Annotated in this window: 11 protein-coding genes; 4 read left to right on the top strand and 7 right to left on the bottom strand. The window is 69.3% G+C overall.

The annotated features are described in order from the left end of the window. Positions 1-13: 13 nt before the first annotated feature. The 7 genes from J2W78_RS10410 to J2W78_RS10380 all read right to left on the bottom strand — a co-directional run bounded on the left by J2W78_RS10410 (position 14) and on the right by J2W78_RS10380 (position 10,008). On the bottom strand, positions 14-1,849 hold the full coding sequence (locus J2W78_RS10410; RefSeq protein WP_253370317.1) for a dipeptide ABC transporter ATP-binding protein: 1,836 nt from the start codon (positions 1,847-1,849) through the stop codon (positions 14-16). After that, positions 1,849-2,772 carry an ABC transporter permease gene (locus J2W78_RS10405; RefSeq protein WP_253370316.1) on the bottom strand — a complete coding sequence of 308 codons (924 nt, stop codon included), beginning with the start codon at positions 2,770-2,772 and terminating at the stop codon, positions 1,849-1,851. Before J2W78_RS10405 ends, J2W78_RS10410 begins: the two co-directional genes overlap by 1 nt. Beyond that, the gene (locus tag J2W78_RS10400) at positions 2,772-3,752 is read right to left on the bottom strand and encodes an ABC transporter permease (protein ID WP_253370313.1); all 981 of its coding nucleotides are present in this window, start codon (positions 3,750-3,752) and stop codon (positions 2,772-2,774) included. Before J2W78_RS10400 ends, J2W78_RS10405 begins: the two co-directional genes overlap by 1 nt. 110 nt (positions 3,753-3,862) lie before the next feature. After that, a complete protein-coding gene (locus J2W78_RS10395) occupies positions 3,863-5,446 on the bottom strand; it encodes an ABC transporter substrate-binding protein (protein ID WP_253370312.1) in 1,584 nt (527 codons plus the stop codon). 306 nt (positions 5,447-5,752) lie between these two features. Next, on the bottom strand, positions 5,753-8,260 hold the full coding sequence (locus tag J2W78_RS10390) for a TonB-dependent receptor (protein ID WP_253370310.1): 2,508 nt from the start codon (positions 8,258-8,260) through the stop codon (positions 5,753-5,755). 170 nt (positions 8,261-8,430) lie between these two features. Further along, positions 8,431-9,372 (bottom strand): FecR family protein, encoded by a 942-nt coding sequence (locus J2W78_RS10385; protein ID WP_253370308.1) that lies wholly within the window; start codon positions 9,370-9,372, stop codon positions 8,431-8,433. A gap of 114 nt (positions 9,373-9,486) precedes the next feature. Continuing rightward, the gene (locus J2W78_RS10380; protein ID WP_253370306.1) at positions 9,487-10,008 is read right to left on the bottom strand and encodes an RNA polymerase sigma factor; all 522 of its coding nucleotides are present in this window, start codon (positions 10,006-10,008) and stop codon (positions 9,487-9,489) included. Between the two features lie 955 nt (positions 10,009-10,963). Between J2W78_RS10380 and J2W78_RS10375 the strand changes: the two genes are divergently transcribed. The 4 genes from J2W78_RS10375 to J2W78_RS10360 are packed head-to-tail and all read left to right on the top strand — an operon-like array spanning position 10,964 to position 17,838. Further along, the gene (locus J2W78_RS10375; protein WP_253370303.1) at positions 10,964-12,748 is read left to right on the top strand and encodes an IucA/IucC family protein; all 1,785 of its coding nucleotides are present in this window, start codon (positions 10,964-10,966) and stop codon (positions 12,746-12,748) included. Positions 12,749-12,752: 4 nt separating this feature from the next. Next, the gene (locus J2W78_RS10370) at positions 12,753-15,707 is read left to right on the top strand and encodes an IucA/IucC family protein (protein ID WP_301288784.1); all 2,955 of its coding nucleotides are present in this window, start codon (positions 12,753-12,755) and stop codon (positions 15,705-15,707) included. Next, positions 15,704-17,005, top strand: a complete 1,302-nt coding sequence (locus tag J2W78_RS10365) for a DUF6005 family protein (protein WP_253370300.1) — start codon at positions 15,704-15,706, stop codon at positions 17,003-17,005. The genes J2W78_RS10370 and J2W78_RS10365 overlap by 4 nt, the downstream gene beginning before the upstream one ends. Next, positions 17,002-17,838 carry a sugar phosphate isomerase/epimerase family protein gene (locus J2W78_RS10360; RefSeq protein ID WP_253370299.1) on the top strand — a complete coding sequence of 279 codons (837 nt, stop codon included), beginning with the start codon at positions 17,002-17,004 and terminating at the stop codon, positions 17,836-17,838. The genes J2W78_RS10365 and J2W78_RS10360 overlap by 4 nt, the downstream gene beginning before the upstream one ends. Positions 17,839-17,858: the final 20 nt, after the last annotated feature.

Raw genomic sequence — 17,858 nt, 5'->3', positions numbered from 1 at the left:
AGGAAGGGCGGCATCAGGCGGCGCCCGCGAGCAGGGCGGCGGCGCCCGGCACGCGGTGGCAGGCGGCGAAGTCGTGCGCGCCGCGCACGGTGAGGAACGGGGGATGCGTCGCGCAGGCCTCAAACGCCTGCGGGCAGCGCGAGCGGAAGGCGCAGCCCTGCGGCAGGTCGATCGGGCTCGGCGGCTCGCCCTCCATCAGGCAATCCTCCGGCCGATAGCGCCGTGCCTCCAGGGCCGGCATCGCCGAGAGCAGGGCGCGGGTGTAGGGATGGCCGGGATCGAAGAACAGGCGCTCGTTGTCGGCGAGTTCCACGACCTCGCCGAGATACATCACCGCGATGCGATTACAGGCTTTGCGCACCATCGCGAGGTCGTGGCTGATGTAGATGTAGGTCAGCCCGTGCGTGCGCTGGAGTTTCTCGAACAGGGCCAGCAACTTGAACTGCTCGGTCTGGTCGAGGGCCGAGAGCGTCTCGTCCATAAGCAGGATCTGAGGCTCCAGCACCATGGCGCGGGCGACGTTGATCCGCTGGCGCTGCCCGGCCGAGAGCCCGAGCGGCAGGTCGTCGTAGAGCGCGACGGGCAGGCCGACATCGTCCATCACCGCGCGCACCCGTTCGCGGATCTTTCGCGGGTCGCGCCAGCCGTGGGTGCGAAGGGGCGCCTCCAGCATGGCGCCGATGCCGGTGCGCGGCGGCAGCGAGTTGAACGGGTCTTGGAGCACCAGTTGCAGCTTGCGGCGGAAGCCGAGGAGTTCGGCCCCCGACAAACCGGCGATGTCGCGGCCCTCGCACAGGACGCTGCCGCCGCTCGGGCGCTCCAGGCGGCTCAGCAGCCGCATCAGGGTGGACTTGCCGCAGCCGGATTCGCCCACCACCGCGAAGCTGTCGCCCTGGGCGATGTCGAAGGTGACGTTGCGGACCGCCCGCAAGGCGCTGGTGCCGGCAAAGCTCCCGCGCCGCTTCACCCGGTAGGTTTGCGACACGTCCCGCAGGCTGATGATCGCCTGGGGCGGCCGCGCGCCGGGGGCCTTCGGCATCGCGGGCAGACTGGGACGCTCACCCCAGATCACCGGGATCTGCGCGACGAGATCGCGGGTATAGGCGTGGCGTGGCGCAGCGATCAGCGCCTCGGTCGGCTGCTCCTCGACCAGCCTCCCCGCATCGATCACCAGGGTCCGGCTCGCCGCCTCGCGGGCCACGGGGAGCGAGGACGAGACGAACAGGATCGCCGTCTCGAAACGCTCGGTGAGTTCGCGCATCAGGCGGATCACCTGGGCGGCCACCGTCACGTCGAGGGGCTGGGTCACGTTGTCGGCCACCAGCAGGGCCGGGTTCGAGACCATGGCATCGACGATGAGCGCCCGCTGCATCATGCCGCCGGAGAATTGCGAGGGGTAGTCGTGGAAGCGCGCGGTGGCCGAGGGGATGCGCACGGCATTGAGCAGGGCGATCACGCGCGCCTGCGCCTCTTTCCGGCTCACCTCCGGCATCACCGCGCGCAGCTTCTCGACGATCTGGCGTCCGACCGGCAGAGTCGGGTCGAGGGCGCCCATCGGGTCGGCGCCGACATAGGCGATGTCGCGGCGCAATCCCCGCATCGCCCGCGGCGGCAGTCCGAGGAGATCCTGTCCGCGGAAGGACACGGTGCCGGAGCGGATGGCGAGCGGAGGGGTGATCCAGTTGACCACGGCGCGCGACAGCACGGTCTTGCCCGCGCCCGAGGCGCCGACCACGCCGACGATCTCGCGGGGGGCGACGTCGAAGCCGATCCCGTCGAGGATGGTCCGCTCACGGCCCGGAAGGGTGAGGGCGACGGAGAGGTCGCGGACGCAGAGCACCGGGTCCATCAGGCGCCCCCGTGGATCGTGTTGCGGGCGCGCTCGAAGGCGGCGCCGATCAGGTTGATGCTGGTGAGCGTGAGGCACAGGAACACGCCGGGCATGGTGGCGATCCACCACGCGTTGAGCAGGTATTTGCGCCCGTCGGCGATGATGGAGCCGAAGGTCGGCGTCGGCGGCTGCACGCCCAGCCCGAGGAAGCCGAGCGTCGATTCGAAGATCATCATCCGCGCCACGTCGAGCACCGAGGTGAAGAGCAGCGGCGGCACCAGCAGCGGTACGAGGAGGGTGAGAATGATGCGCGGATGCGTGGCGCCCGAGACTTGCGCGGCCCGCACGTATTCGCGCCCGCGCTCGGCCATCACCACCGAGCGCATCACGCGGGCATAGACCGGCCAGTTCGACAGGCCGAGGACGAGGATGATCGCGGGGATCGTCGGGCGGTCGGCGCCGAGCACGGCGATGGCCAGGATGATCATCGGGATCGAGAGCTGCGCGTCGGTGATCCGCATGATCACCGTGTCGGTGCGCCCGCCGAAATAGCCCGCGACCGTGCCGAGGGCGCAGCCGATGACCACGGTGACGGCGACGGACGCGATGCCGATCAGCAGCGAGTAGCGCAGGCCCACGAGGCAGCGCACCAGCATGTCGCGGCCGATCTGGTCGGTGCCGAGCGGATGCGCCCAGCTCGCCTTGTCGCCGAGGAACAGCGGCGGCAGCAGGCGGGCGCGGATGTCGCGCATCGCCGGGTCGATGCCGCTCAGTTCCGGGTAGAGGGCAGCGGCGAGCACGAGGAGAGCGAGCACGACGAAGCCCAGGCGGAACCCGCCGGAGCGGGCGGCGCGCCCGAGGATGCGCCGGCCGATGGAGCGCGACGCGATCACGTCGATGCGCGGCGGCACGAGCGCCAGGGAAGAATCCACGGCATCCATCAGTATTCGAGCCTCGGATCGATGGTGGTCGCCGCGAGATCGACGAGGATGTTGATGAGGACGAAGATCGCGCTGGTGACGATCGCGATGCCCTGGATCAGCGGGAAGTCGCGCTGGAGCACGGCGTTGATGGTGAGCAGCCCGAGGCCGGGATAGTCGAAGATGTACTCGACGATGATCACGCCCCCGAGCAGCGAGGAGAACTGCACGCCGAGCAGATTGAGCAGCGGCACCGAGGCGTTACGCAGGGCATGCGCGGCGACGATGCGTGGGCGCGACAGGCCGCGGACATGGCCGACGGCGACGTAAGATTCGCCCATCTGCGCCGCCACCGCGCTCGACAGCGTCCGGATCAGCACCGGCGACAATTCGACGGCGAGCACCAGGGCCGGCAGCACCGTGTAGGAGAAGCCGCCATAGCCGATCGCCGGCAGCCAGCCGAGCTTCACCGACAGGAGCAGGGCGAGCACGATGCCGAGCCAGAAGTTCGGGATCGAGATGAAGACCGAGGAGACCGCGAAGGCGAGCCGGTCGAAGACCCCGCCGGGGCGCAGGCCCGCGGCGATCCCGAGCAGGGCCGAGAAGGCGAGCGCGATGGCGAGCGCCAAGGCGGCGAGCTGCAGGGTCATCGGCAGGGTATCGAGGATGAGGTCGCCGACGCCGGCCCGCGCGCCGCGGGTCAGGTCGTCGAAATTCGCGCCGCCCGTCGCCGCGCCGTTGGCCGGCCGCACGAAGCTGCGGCCGAGATCGCCCTGGACCACCCCTGCCGCGTAGCGGCCGAACTGCACGATGATCGGATCGCGCAGGCCCATCGTCGTGGCGATCTGCTCCACCAGGGAATCGGGCGCCATTCCGCCCACCATCTGGCGCACGGGGTTGCCCGACATCACCCGCAGCAGGGTGAAGATCAGCAGCGAGACGAGGAAGATGATGACCGCACCCTGCGCGAGGCGCCGGGCGAGGAAGCTGAGAACGAACATCGAGGGCTACGGGTCCGGTGACGGAATCGGCAGGGCGTGGCCCGGCCGCCCGCGAAGGCGGGCCGGGTCACGCGCCGGGCGCGGGCAGTCCGGTCAGGCGGTCTTGCCGGTCAGGCGGTCTTGGAGGCGTCGATGGAGCCGTCCGGGTAGATGTAGAGGCCCTTCAGCTCCCGCTGCATCGCGTGGATCATCACCGAGGTGAACAGCGACAGCGCCGGCATCTTGGCGGCCAGCAGCGGCATGGTCTCGTTCTGGAGGATGGCCTTGCGCTCCTCCAGCGTCGGCGCCGACCGCTCACGATCCAAGCTCGCGTCGATCTCAGCGTCCGCGATGCCGGTGATGCGGTGCGAGGAGGAGTGGAAGTGGGTGCGCAGCACCAGATCCGGCTCGGGCGAGGCGGTGGACCAGCCGCAATCGACCATGTGGCCGGGCCCGCCGCCGGGGCGGTGATAGAGCCGCTCGTTCCAGGCCGCCGGCTCCAGCACCGTGAGGCTCACCGGAAAGCCCTGCTCGTTGAGCATCGCGGTGATGACTTCGCCGTACTCCTTTGTCTTCGGATAGAAGCCGACCGAGGTGATGTATTCGAGCGGCGGCAGCCCCTTGCCCTTGGGGTAACCGGCCTCGGCCAGCAGCGCCTGAGCCTTGGCCGGGTCGTAGGCCGGGTAGTTCTTGAGGTCGACGTAGCCGAACTTCACCGGCGAGATGAAGTTGGCGCAGGCATGGCCCGCCGCGCCGAGGATCTCCAGCAGCATCGCCCGGTCGATCGAGTGGCAGGCGGCCATGCGCACCCGCACGTCGTCGAAGGGCGGCTTGGAACAGCGGAACCAGAGATACTTGTTCTCGACCGAGACGACCTCGTTGATCGCGATCTTCGGGTTGTTCTTCACCGTCTCGACCTGCTCGGGCTCGAGCCGCTCGACGATCGAGGCCTGACCGTTCATCAGCGACAGCATCCGCGTGGTCGAATCGCCGGTGAAGGTGAAGTTGATGCCGGGAATGCCGGGCTTGCCGCGGAAATAGCCGTCATGGGCCTTGAGCACGGTGTCGTTGCCGCGCTGCTCGACGAAGCGGAACGGGCCGGTGCCGTTCAGGCGCCGGGTGAGGGCGCCGCCCGGCCCCTCGGCGATGTCCTTGGCCGAGAGGATGGGGAGGAACGAGGCCAGGAAGATGAAGAGGTGGGCAGGGTAGCCGCCCTTCGAGGTATCGACGATCACGGTCTCGTCGTCGGGCGTGGTGATCGTCAGCGTCTCGGTCGGGCCGGGATACCACTGCGCCGGCCGGTCCTTGCCCGCGCCGTATTCGAAGGTCGCCTTCACGTCCTCGGGCCCGAACGGCTTGCCGTCGTGGAAGTGCACGCCCTTGCGCAGCTTGATCTGCAGGCGGTGCGGATCGAGGAGTTTGATGTCGGTGGCGAGTTCGTAGACGACCTTGCCGGGGTCATCGAGGGTCATCGGCGTGCGGGTCAGGAAGCCCATCACGAAGCCCTCGATGTTCTTCTGCGAGAGCGTGGTGTGGGCGGTCGGGTCCCAGTTGCCGGTGATGTTCTCGGCCGAGAGGAAGACCAGCGGCTTGCCCGCCTGCGCGAAGGCCGAGGAGATCAGGAAGTCGGGATTGATCTGGGCAAAACCCACAGCGGCGGCGCTGCCCTGCAATACTCCCTGCAGAAACCGTCTGCGGTCCATCGTACCGGCCATGCTGAGGCTCCCGCGTTTCCACGCATCCATCAAAGTGGTCAAAAACCACATTGCAGGACCCGTGCCAGAAGCCACAAAACACACAGACCGGTCAGCTTGGCGGGAATGGCCGCCATAGATGGGGGCTGAGCAGGACGGGGAGCGTTCACCCCGGATGTCTGCCCGTTTTCAGGGCAGCGCGCGCAACAGGCAGGCGAACCTCGCTTCGACCGTCTCGCAATTCGCGAAGCGGTCGAAGCGTTCAGCATCGGGCGTGCCTACCCCTCCCTCGTCGCGACGGAGAGGCAGGCAGCGGGCGTCGGAACCTTAGAAGTCGACCGAGGCGGACACGATGAACGTCCGCGGCGCGCCGACGGCGAGGAAGCCGCGCGTGGCGGAGGACCAGTAGGAATTGTCGAACACGTTCTCGACGATGGCGCGCATCACCACCGGCTTCCCGTTCACGCCCTCGAAGGCGTAGCGCAGACCGGCGTCGAAGCGGGTCCAGTCCGGGACCGACTGCGTGTTGGCCTGATCGAAGAACACGCTGCTCGTGTACAGCGCCCGGCCGGTCAGGGTGAGGCCCGGCGCCAGCCAAGGCGGCAGGTCATATTCGCCGTAGAGGTTGAACGCCGTATCGGGGACGCCCGGTGCGGCGTTGCCGTCGAACCTGCCGCCTTCTGTCCGCGCCAGTTGCGCGTCGAAGAAAGTGACGCCACCGACGAGCCGCACCCCCGGCACGGGCTCGCCGAAGGCGGTGAGTTCGACACCGCGGTTGCGCTGGAGGCCGTTGACGGTGAAGAGCCGCCCGACGGCGAAGGCGTTCGGCTGCTCGATCTCGAACAACGAGGCGGTCACCGCGACGGTGCCGAAATCGTACTTCGCGCCAATCTCCTTCTGGGTCGTGACGACCGGCGGGAAGATCTGCCCCCGATTGTCCAACGCCGCGGTATTCGGCGCGGTCGGCCCCACCTCGAGTGCTTCGATGTAGTTGCCATAGAATGAGAGATTGTCGAACGGGCTCACCACCAGGGCGATGACGGGGCTGATCCGACTCTCGGTATAACCGGAGAGCTGATTGCCGAAGTCTGCTCCGGGGCGGGTCGCGAAACTCTTCAGGTTGATCTCCTGATAGCGCCCGCCCAGTGTCAGCAGGAAGCGGTCGCCGAGCGACAAAGTGTCGGCCACCGCCACGCTGCGCACGGAGAGATCGTTGAAGAGCGGCTGCCGGCTGGACCGCGGGAACCCGAAGTTGGCGACGGAGCCGGACGGCAGGTAGACGGGATCGTAGATGTTGGTCTGGAAGCTCGGCAGCCTCGGCGGGACGTAGCCGCGCGAGAAATTCTTGTTCACCGCCTCGACGGCCGAGACGGTGAATTGATGACCGACGATGCCGGTCTGGAAGTTGGAGCGCAAGCCGATCTCGCCCGTCAGTCCCTGCAACTCGATCGGTGCGATGGCCAGCGTGTTGGTGGCCTGGCCGGCCGGCCCCGTGATCTGATAGAAAGACGAGAGCGAGTCCTCGCGATAGCGGCTGATGCCGCCCGCGGCGTAGAGCGTCGTATCGGGCAGCAGGTCGTACTCGACTCGGCCCGCGGCCATGTCATAGCGGCTGTCATTGTATTCGAACGAACTCGCCGTGTTGATCCGACCATTGGGCGCGCGCGGAACAGTGATGTTCGGCGCAACCGCATTGAATATCGACACGGGCGCGGTGATGTTCTGGTTGGAATGGACGAGGTCGAGCGAGGCGCGGAAGCGGTCGCCGCGGTAATCGAGGCCGAGGGTCGCAACGCCGACCTCGATCTCGTTCTTGTCGAGGGGCGTGGCGCCGTTGCGGTAGGCGCCGTTGAAGCGCACGCCCCATTCCTTGAACTCGCCGAAGCGCCGACCGAGGTCGGCATGAGTCCAGATCTGCGCGTCACTGATATAGGTCGTCGTGATCCGGGCCAGCGGCTCGTCGTAGGCGCGCTTGGGGATGAGGTTGATCGTGCCGCCGACGCGGCCGATGCCGCCGCTCAGGAGCGAGGTCGGCCCCTTCAGCACCTCGACGCGCTCGATGCCCTCGATGAAGTGGCGGCGCGCGTTGGTGAGATAAAACAGGCCGTCGAAGGCAGTGTCGACGTTGGTCACCGAGAAGCCGCGGATGAAATAGGAATCCCGTTCGCTGAAGGCCGAGACGTCGACGCGCACGGAGGGGTCGTTCAGCACGACATCGGCGACCGAGCGCGCCTGCTGGTCCCGGATCAGCTTGTCCGTGAAGCCCGTGACGTTGAACGGCGTCTTCAGAACGGAGCGATTTCCGAGCGCACCGAGCCGCGCTCCGGTTGCGACCTGACCGCCGGCATAGGGGACGGGCGGCTGCCCGACGGTTCCGGAGGCGGGCGGCAGGCCGGCGGACGTGGCACGGCCCTGCGCCTGACCCTGCACGTGCAACTCGTCGAGCGCCACCGCGCCGGCCGGCTCGGCGCCGAGCTGGACGTAGCGCGGGTTGACCAGGGTGATGGTCGAGGCGCCGGCCGGGCGATAGGTGAGGCCGGTGCCGTCCAGAAGCTTGGTCAGGGCGTCGAGCGGGGCGAACTCGCCCGCGAGCCCCGGTGTCTCGAGCCGCGCCGTCAGCTCGGTCGGGTAGACCAGCTTGACCCCGGCCTGCTCGGTGAAGGCGACGAGGCCGGCCTCCAGCGAACCCTTCGGGATGGCGAGCCGGACGGGATCGCCCCCCAGCGGCGCCTCCGCCAGGATCGTGGGGCCGCGCGGGCGCCTCGCCTCGCCGGCCTGCGCAGCCGCCTGCGCCATCACCGCGACCGACACGCCGGCCAGCGCGATCCCCGCCATCCGGCCCTGTGAAAACCTGCCTGCGCGCGACGCCATACCAAAGCCCCATCGATCCGTCGGGAGGGGCGGCACGCCGTGCGTCCTCCGCGCCCTCGACGGTTAAGATCAACGGGAGCGCCATCTCCTGACGTGGGGAGAGCGATTTTTTTCGCCTCTCCTCGTCGCCCCGCTCACACGGGCGATCCGACCAGCACCAGCAGCGGCGAGAACCGCCGGATGCGGATGCCCATGGTTGTGGCGATCACGTCGAGGGCGTCGTCGGTGTTGCGGGCATCGAACGCGCCGGTCACGCGCCGTTCGCCGAGCCCACGGTCGAGCAGCACGATGCGCCCGCGGCGGTAACGGTTCAGTTCCATGAGGACCGCCGCCAGCGGCTTTCCGGAAAAGATCAGCCGGCCGTCGCGCCACGCCGTGGCGCGCTCCACATCCGCCGCGGCGACATGCAGGGCGTCGCCGCCGAGACGGACTTCCTCCCCGGCCGAGACGACGACGTGCCCGCTCTGCGCCGACACATCGACACGCCCCTCGGCCACGCCCACGGGACTGCCCGCCCCGTCCGCGCGCAGGAAGAAGCGGGTTCCGACCGCGCGCACGCTCAGGCCGCCACCGCGCACAACGAAGGGCCGGCTCCGGTCGGGCACGACATCGAAGCTCGCCTCGCCCCGCAGAAGCGTGATCTCGCGCTCTCCTTGCGTGAACCGCACCGCGATCGCCGTATCCGTGTTGAGATCGACGCGGCTGCCGTCGGGCAGCGTGGCGTGCTCGATGGTGCCGACGCCGCTCCACAGATCCGCACGCAGCCGGTCGAGGAGACCGACCTGATACGCCAGGGCTGCCCCGATCAGGGCGATGGCGGCAAGGCCAGCCAGCGTCTTCGGAGGCCCCTTGCGGCGGGGATCGGGGAGTTGCCCGAGCCGGCGCCACAGCGCATCCATCTCGGCATAGGCCGCGGCATGGGCCGGATGGGCCCCGCGCCAAGTCTCGAAAGCCCTTCGGTCAGCGTCCGTGGCATCGGAGGAGGCGAGCCGCGCGACCCAGGACGCGGCCTCGTGCTCGACCGGATCCTCACCGCCGTCGGCCTCATCGGCCTCCGTCCCGTCCCTGCCGGCCACGCCAATCCCCCGGGGTCGACCGCGGCCCGAAATGGCGCAGCGCGGGTGTCCTATCCCCTTAGATCAACGAGGTCGCGGCCTCCTGATGCGACTCGTTCAAAAAAAGATCGTCGTTCAAAAAAGATCGAGGCGGCTGCGCCGGCAATGCAGCAGGGCCTTGATGATGTGCTTCTCGACCATGTTGCGCGAGATGCCGAGGCGCTGCGCGATCTCGCCGTTCGCGAGGCCGTCGAGGCGGCTGAGCAGGAACACTTCGCGGCAGCGGGGCGGCAAGGCATCGATCGCCGCGGCGAGGCGCTTCAGCTCCTGCCGGGCGATCGTCTGCCGCTCGGGGAGGGCGTAGCCGTCGGCGATCTCGGCCAGTTCCGTCTCACATTTCGCCGCGAACAGCATCCGCTCCAGCCGGCCGCGGTTGCGCATCCGCAGGGCGACGTTGGTGGCGATGCGGAACAGCAGGGCCGAAGGGTGGTCGATGCTCGTGCGCGAGAGCGCGGCGACCATGCGCAGGTAGGTTTCCTGGCTCGCATCCGCGGCGTCGGCCGGGTTGTCGAGCAGGCGCTGAAGGAAACGCCGGAGCTTCAGCCCTTCGTGACGGTAGAGGGCATCGATCGACACCCCCGCCGCCCCTCCCGCCATGACATCGGTCCCGTCGCCCACAGATGATCCCACATTGATCGATGACTGAGGACCGACCAGAAGGAGACGCATGGATTATGCAAGCCCCAGAATAGCTTATACAACTTCCAATCTAGAGGACGATGCCGGCACAAGACGTTGTACGGACAGTCGAAATGCTTGCCCCTAAACCAAGACAAGAATTATTACAGCTAAAGACTAAAAGTCATTTCATGGCCTCGTTGCGGATCGGCAACGGATTTTCTCATCACGGCGCAACGCGCGCTTCACGCGGCGCGATCACCCGGCGGGGTCGGGATCGAAGCCCGGTTCGGAGACGGACGGCGATGCGATGACGATCCGGCGCGGCGGGATCGCGGACACAATCAGAGATGGCTTGCTCGGTGCACTCACGCCGTGACCGGCGGAGGCACGGAAACGGCCCGCACGCGATAAATTAGCGGACAAATAAAGAATATTTTCGATAGCAACCAGCTGTCGCGGCAGAGCAAACACGCAATCACCCTATATCAAGAACAATTCCAATAAATTCATCTTCTCTTGACGCGCGCCTGGAGTTTGCGCAACACGCCCTCAACCTCAAGCGATTCGAGGGAGCCCTCAGTCCAATGAGCAAGTACAACGAAGAGAATTTTTCTTATCCTTACGCTTCGATCGACGACCTTTTCTTTCTCTCGAAACCGCACGCTTCCCCACGCCCTCCGCCGCAACGGTGAGTTCGCTGCGCGCTCTGCCCCCTGCCGCGGATGACGCACGGGCTGCCCGACGACCGGACCGCCGCGGCGGTCCGATGATGCGCAGCACGGTCTAAGGCGGCGCCGCCGGCCGAAGGCCGGATCGGCGCCGGACCGGCGGATCGGGAATCCGGGCGCACGCCCCGCCGCGATGCCGCCGGCCCCCCGAGGCTCGCACCCCAAAGCTCGCACCCCAAGGCTCACACGAGGTTTCGAAGATCATGCCGCCATCGTCTCAAGCCGTGGCCGAGGCTGCCGCCTTCCGCAGCTTCGCCAACGGATATCTGCGCGAGATCGATTCCGGCATCCGCATCCGGCACGCGCTGACGGACGGGCCGCCGGCACCCTGCATCGAGTGGAACCTGCGCAGCCGCCGTCTCGCGATCCGCGCCGAGATCCTCTCTCCGTCACTGTGCGGGGCGCACGCCTTCGGCCGCCTCTGGACGCGCCACCTGCACGAGCCGCGCTGGCGGCCGGTGGCACCAATGCGCGCGCTCCAAGAGCTTCTCGGCGAGGCCTATTCGCGCACCGACGAGGGGCGGGGCGAGACCGCCCGCGAGCGCGAGCTGGAACTCCTCGGGCGCGTGCTCGACAGCTATCGCGAGACCGCGCGCCTACTCGACCTCGCGGAGCGAGAAGCGGATACGCAGACCGGCTTCATCGCCGCCGAGCGTGCCCTGGTCTTCGGCCACTGGCTGCACCCGACGCCCAAGAGCCGGCAGGGCCTCACGACCTGGCAGGCCCGTGCCTACGCGCCGGAGGAGGGCGGCTCGTTCCAGCTTGCCGTGTTCGCCGCTGAAGCGAGTCTCGTGCGCCACGATTCGGCGGTGGCCCGCACCGCGCCCGACCTTGCCCTCGACCTGCTCGGCCCCGACGCCAGCCGGCTGGGCCTGCGCGCCGACGAGATCGCCCTGCCGATGCATCCGCTCCAGGCCGAGGCCCTAATGCTGGAGCCGCACGTCGCCACATGGGTCGAGGCGGGCCGCATCCGGCGGCTCGGCGCCTTCGGCCCCCGCTTCACCGCGACCTCCTCGCTGCGCACCGTCTACGCCGCCGAGAGCCCGTGGATGGCGAAGTTCTCGCTGCCCGTGACTCTCACCAACTCGCTGCGGGTGAACCGGCTCGCCGAACTCAAGGCCGGCGTCGCCATGGCCCGGCTGCTGGCAAAGAGCCCGTTCGCCGCGCGCCATCCCAACTTCCAGATCCTCGCCGACCCCGCCTACCTCACCCTGCACGAGCCCGGCCGCGAGGAGAGCGGCTTCGAGACGGTCTTGCGCGAGAACCTGTTCCGCGACGGGGCGGAGCGGGGCATCGCCACGCTGGCGGCCCTCACCGCCGAGCCGCTGCCCGGCCGCCTCTCGCGGCTGGAGGCCCTTCTGCGGCAGGTCTGCCCGGAGGGTTCGGCCGCACGCGCCCAGGCCGCCCGCACGTGGTTCGCCCGCTATCTCGATTGCATGCTGGAGCCCGTCGTCGCGCTCTACGACGCGCATGGCATCGCGTTGGAGGCTCACCAGCAGAACGCGCTGCTCGATGTCGCCTCCGGCTGGCCGCGCCGCGGCTTCTACCGCGACAACCAGGGCTTCTACCTCTCGGAATCCGCCCGCCCGCGGTTGCTGCGCGACGCGCCCGAGACCGCTTCAATCGCCTCGCTCTATTTCCCGGACGGCGAGATCCGCCGACGGCTGGCCTATTATCTCGTGGTCAACCAGATCTTCTCCGTCATCGCCCGGATCGGCCATGACGGGCTGGCGCGCGAGGAAACGCTCCTCGACGACCTCGCCCGCCGCCTGGAGGCGATGGCACGCCGCATGACCGGCGCCGGCCGCGCCTTCGCCCGCTCGGTGCTCGACGGTCCGACGCTCTGCACCAAGGCCAACCTACGGGTGCGCCTGTCCGACCGCGACGAACTCGCCTCGGGCGACGGTACCGGCAACTACATCGACATGCCGAACCCGCTCATGCTTCGGGCGGCTCGGGGCGAGGCCGGCCGTGCCCTCGCTTCGTAAGACTATGGAGCAGCCCGAAGCGCGCGTCCTGCGCCAGCTGGCGCAAGCCGTCCTGTTCGAGGGGCTGGCCGAGCGCGAGCCCGCTTACGGCCCTGGTCGGATCGCGTGGCGCCTCGGCGCCCGCTGCTTCCGCGCGGCCGGCACCCTCGGCGCCTTCGGCCGCCCCCGCCTCGATCCCGGCTCGGTCGAGATGGCGGGCGAAGAGGGCGCCTGGATGCCGGCCGACCTCGCCGCCCTCGTCGACGCCCTTCCCGCCGCCCCCGAGCACCGGGCGCGGCTGCTGGCCGAGCTTCGGCAGACGGTCGAACTCTGCCGCTGGAATTGCCAAAACCTCTCGCTGCCGGAGCGCCGCTTTCTGCCCTTCGCCGCGCTCGATGCGGCGCTCTGGGAGGGCCACCCCTATCACCCGAGTTTCAAGGCCCGCACCGGCTTCACCCTGGAGGATCACCGCCGCTACGGGCCCGAGAGCGCCGCGCCGTTCCGCCTCGAATGGCTGGCTGTCCGCCGAGACACGATCACCCTCACTCTGCCGGGCCCGGAGGCCGCGTTCTGGCGGGCCGAACTCGGCGATGCGTGGGACGTGCTGACCCGCCGCCTCGGCGAAACCGGGCACTCCCTCGGCACGCACGCGTTGCTGCCGGTCCACCCCTGGCAGATGCGTCGGCTCGAAGGGGAGGCCTTGCGCCCATGGCTGGCGGACGGCCGCGCGGTTCCGCTCGGCACCGCCGGCCCGCGCTACGTCGCGAGCCAGTCCCTGCGCACGCTGCATAACTTCGACGATCCCTCCGCCGCGAGCGTAAAACTGGCGCTCGGTGTCGTCTCGACCTCGAGCCTGCGCATCCTGGATCCGCATTTCGTGCTGACGGGTCCGGCCCTGTCCGACTGGCTCGCCGGCATCGTCGCCGACGATCCCGCGCTGCGCGGCCGCGTGACGGTCTTACGCGAATACGCCGCCGCGCTCGCCGACCGGGACGGGCCGCTCGCCGGGCACCTCGCCGCGATCTGGCGGGAGAGCCCGCGTCTTGCCCCCGGCGAGGCGGCCTTGCCCTTCAACGCGCTGGCCGTGTGCGAGGCGGATGGCAGCCCCTTCGTCGCGCCCTGGCTCGATCGCTACGGCCGCGACGCCTGGCTCGATCGCCTCGTCGCGGTCGCGGTGCTGCCGGTCTGGCACCTGCTCGCGGCCCACGGCGTCGCCCTGGAGGCGCACGGCCAGAACATGATCCTGGTCCACCGCGACGGCTGGCCGGAACGGGTGATCCTGCGCGACTTCCACGAGAGTGCGGAATACGCCCCCGACTTCGTGACGAACCCGGAGCGCGTGCCGGATTTCGGGGCGATCGACCCCGCCCATGCCGGCCCGGCGGATGACCGCTTCCACGCCATGCGCTCGGCCGCGACGCTGGCCGAACTCGTCACCGACAGCCTGTTTGTCTTCAATCTCAGTGAGATCACCGCCCTTCTCGGGCGTCGGCACGGTCTCGACGAGGTGGCGTTCTGGCGCCGCCTCGGCCGGCAGTTGCGGCACCACGCGGCTGCGCACGGGCTGGAGGCGCGCTTCGCCCGCCTTCAAGTCGAGGCGCCGCGGCTGCGGGTCGAGGCGCTCTTGTCGCGCAAGCTCGGGCTCGGCGAGGCGCGGGGCAGCCTCCACGCGCCCAACACCCTGTTCCACTCCCCCGACACCTCTTCCGGAGACTGCATGATCGAGATCGACGGCCGCACCATCCCGGCGGACGAGATGGAGGCCGCCATCCGGCGCGTTACGGACGCGGCGGCCCTGCGGGGCGGCAGCGGCGAGCGCGTCGCCGCGCGCTTCCGCGACACCGCCCAGAGCCTCGCCTTCATCCTTGCCGCCCGCCGCAGCGGCGCGAGCCTGCTGCCGATCCATCCGGCCCTGCCCGACGAGGGCGCACGCCGGCTCGCCGCGCGTGCCGGCTGCCACCGCCTGTTCCTCGACGGACTGGAGGGCGAGGCCCTGGACGCCGCCCCGCCGGTGCCGGGGGAGGGCGAGCTGCTCCAGATGAGTTCCGGCACCACCGGCGAGCCGAAATGCATCGCCCGCCCCTGGGGCGCGGTGGAGCGCGAGATCGAGAGCTATGTCGGCGCCTTCACCGAGCCGGACGGGATGACACCCGTCATCGCCTGCCCGATCACCCATTCCTACGGGCTGATCTGCGGGTTGTTCGTGGGTCTGCGCCGCGGCCGCGTGCCCGTGATCGTGGACACCACCAACCCGAAGTATCTCCTGCGCCGTCTGCGCGAGATCGAGCGGCCGGTGCTCTACACCGCACCCGCCATGCTGCACACGCTGGCCCGGCTCCTGCCCGGGGGCGAGAGCCTCCACGCGGCGATGGTCTCGGGCACGCTCCTGCCGGCGCCGTGGTTTTCCGCCATCCGCGGGCGTGTCACCCACCTGTTCCAGCAATACGGCTGCTCGGAAGCCGGCTGCATCGCGATCAATCCGGATCTGCGCCGCGCCGACGCCATCGGCCGCCCGCTGCCGCACCACCGCGTTCGGGCCGGCACGGGCCCCGAGGCCCCGGCGGAGATCGTGGTCGAGGGGGAGGGCGGGGCGATCCGCACCGCCGATCTCGGCTACCTCCAACCCGACGCCATGCTGGTCTTCGTCGCGCGCAAGGACGACACGATCAACGTCTCGGGCCTCAACGTCTATCCCGGCGAGGTCGAGGATGTGGTGATGGCCATGCCGGGCATCACCGACGCCGTGGCCTTCGCCCGGCCCGATCCGTTCGCGGGCGAGCGGGTGACGCTGCTGTTCAGCGCGGACACCCCGGTGCCACCCCGCGCGCTTCAGGATTGGTGCCGCCGCTGGCTCGCCGGCCATCAGGTGCCGGTCGAGGCGGTGCAGGTCGGCGCGATCCCGCGCGAGGCCAACGGCAAGATTTCTCGACGCGCGGTCGCCGCGCAGTACCGGGGCGGCAGCCTGGAGGCGGTGGCGTGAGCAACGAAAGGCTGATCGCCGCCATCGGCACGGTGCTGCGCGAGGAGATGCAGCATCCCCATCTCGATCGCTTCGGGCCGGAGGCCCGGCTGAACGAGGATCTCTACCTCGATTCCGTGCAGTTGCTTCAGCTCATTCTGTCACTGGAGATGACGCACGGGGTGTCGGTGCCCGAAGAGGCGGTCAACCGGCAGGACGTCTCCACCGTGGCCGACCTCGCCCGGCTCCTGGCACCGGGCGCGGAGCCGGCCGCGCCCGAACCGGAGGCGCCCGCCGAGGGCGTCCACGGCGCGATGCCCTACGACCTGAAGATCCACTGCTTCGTCAGTTGCGTCTGCGACGGGCTTAAACGCCGCGGCATCGACCACCGTCCGTTCTACGCCCTGATCTGGGACGCCGAGTTCGCCATCACCGACGGCACGCGGCTCGCCTACCACTCGGACGCGATGGATCACGAGTCGTTCCGCTACTGGTTCGAGCGGCTCTACGGCGTGCCGCTCGTCTCCTGGTACGACCATTCCCGCTCGAAGGAGGAGAACGTCGCGACCCTGCTCGACCTGATGGAGCGGCGCGAGCCCGACACCAGCCTCATGGTGATGCTCGACATGTTCCACCTCCCCGAGCGGGAGAACAAGTTCAACCAGAACCCCTTCCCGCACTACCTGCTGGTGTCGCTCAGCGACGATCCCGACCTCTGGCAGGTGCGCGACCCCGACTTCCGCTGGGAGGGCGTGATCGAGCGTGAGCGGATGCTCAACGCCATCCGCCAACCCAGCGTCGCGGGCGGCTACCGCTTCGATCCCTCGCGCGCGCATCCGCCAACGGACACGGATCTCGCGGCCTTTTTCGAGGCCTGCTTCCGGTTCGACACCAACCCGCTGATCGATGCCGCGCGCGCCATCGTGCTCGCCCATGCCGAGGGGCGGGGTGGGCTGAAGCTGACGGATGTCGGGGAGGCCCTGCGCGAACTGCCGGTCATCACCATCCGCAAATGGGCCTACGAGCACGGCTTCGCCTTCTTCTGGCGGGCCCTGCGCTGGCCCGACCCGGAGTTCCAGCGGATCTGCGACGAGATCGAGGCCCTGGTGAACGGCCTCACCGGCCTGCACTACGCCGTGCTGAAGCTCGCGCGGACGGGGGAAACGGGGGAGCTCGGCCCCGTCCTCGCGCGTCTCGACGCGCTCGACGCGCAGGAATTCGCGATCAAGCGGCAGCTCGCTGCGGCCTACGCCGCGTGGCGGCAGACGAGCCCGGACCTCGGACAGGCGCTCCCGTCACGCGAAAGGCTCTCCGCATGAGAATTGCCCTCTGCACCATCAGCTTTCGCCACCATCTCGTGTCGATCGGCGAACTCGCCCGCTTCGCCCGCGGCCATGGCTTCGACGGGATCGAATTGTGGGGCGTGCATGCCCGCAATCTCGGCCCCGGCGACCATGCCGAATGGCTCGCCGCCTACGGCCTGCGGGTGCCGATGCTGAGCGACTACCTGCCGCTCGATGCGCCCCTCGAGACCCTGACCGAGCGGACGGCCGAACTCGCCCGGCTCGCCGGGAGTTGGGGCGCGCCGCGGCTGCGCACCTTCGCCGGCACCAAGGGCAGTGCGGCCGCCTCGGCGGACGAGCGCGCCCATGTCGCCGGGCGCCTGCGGATGGCGGCGGGCCAGCTCGCCGACCAGGGCCTGCGCCTCGTGGTGGAGACGCATCCCGGCACGCTCGCCGACACCACCGCGTCGCTCCTCGACCTGCTCGACGCGGTCGATCACCCGAACCTCAGGGTGAATTTCGACACGCTCCACGTCTGGGAGGGCGGCGACGACCCCCTCGCGGCCCATGCCCGGCTTGGCCCGCATATCGACTATTATCACCTCAAGAACGTGCGCAGCCGCGCCGACCTGTCGGTGTTCGAGCCGGCCAACGTCTACGCCGCGGCCGGACGGCGCGAGGGCATGACTGCCCTGTTCGACGGCGCGCTGGATTACGGCAGCTTCCTCAAGACGCTGCCACCGCAGGCGGAAGGCTCGCTCGAATGGTTCGGCGAAGCCTCCTTCTCGGTTCTGCCGACCGACCTTTTCGGCGTGCGGGCGGCCACCGCCGGCCACCGCACCACGAGCCCCCGCCACGCCGCACGCTGAGCGAGCACCGCACAGCCAGG

Origin of the sequence: Methylorubrum extorquens (genome assembly GCF_024169925.1) — a bacterium.
Taxonomy (GTDB): Bacteria; Pseudomonadota; Alphaproteobacteria; order Rhizobiales; family Beijerinckiaceae; genus Methylobacterium; species Methylobacterium extorquens_A.
The sequence above is the reverse complement of the archived record's forward strand: the minus strand, read 5'-3'. Positions and strand labels throughout refer to the sequence as shown.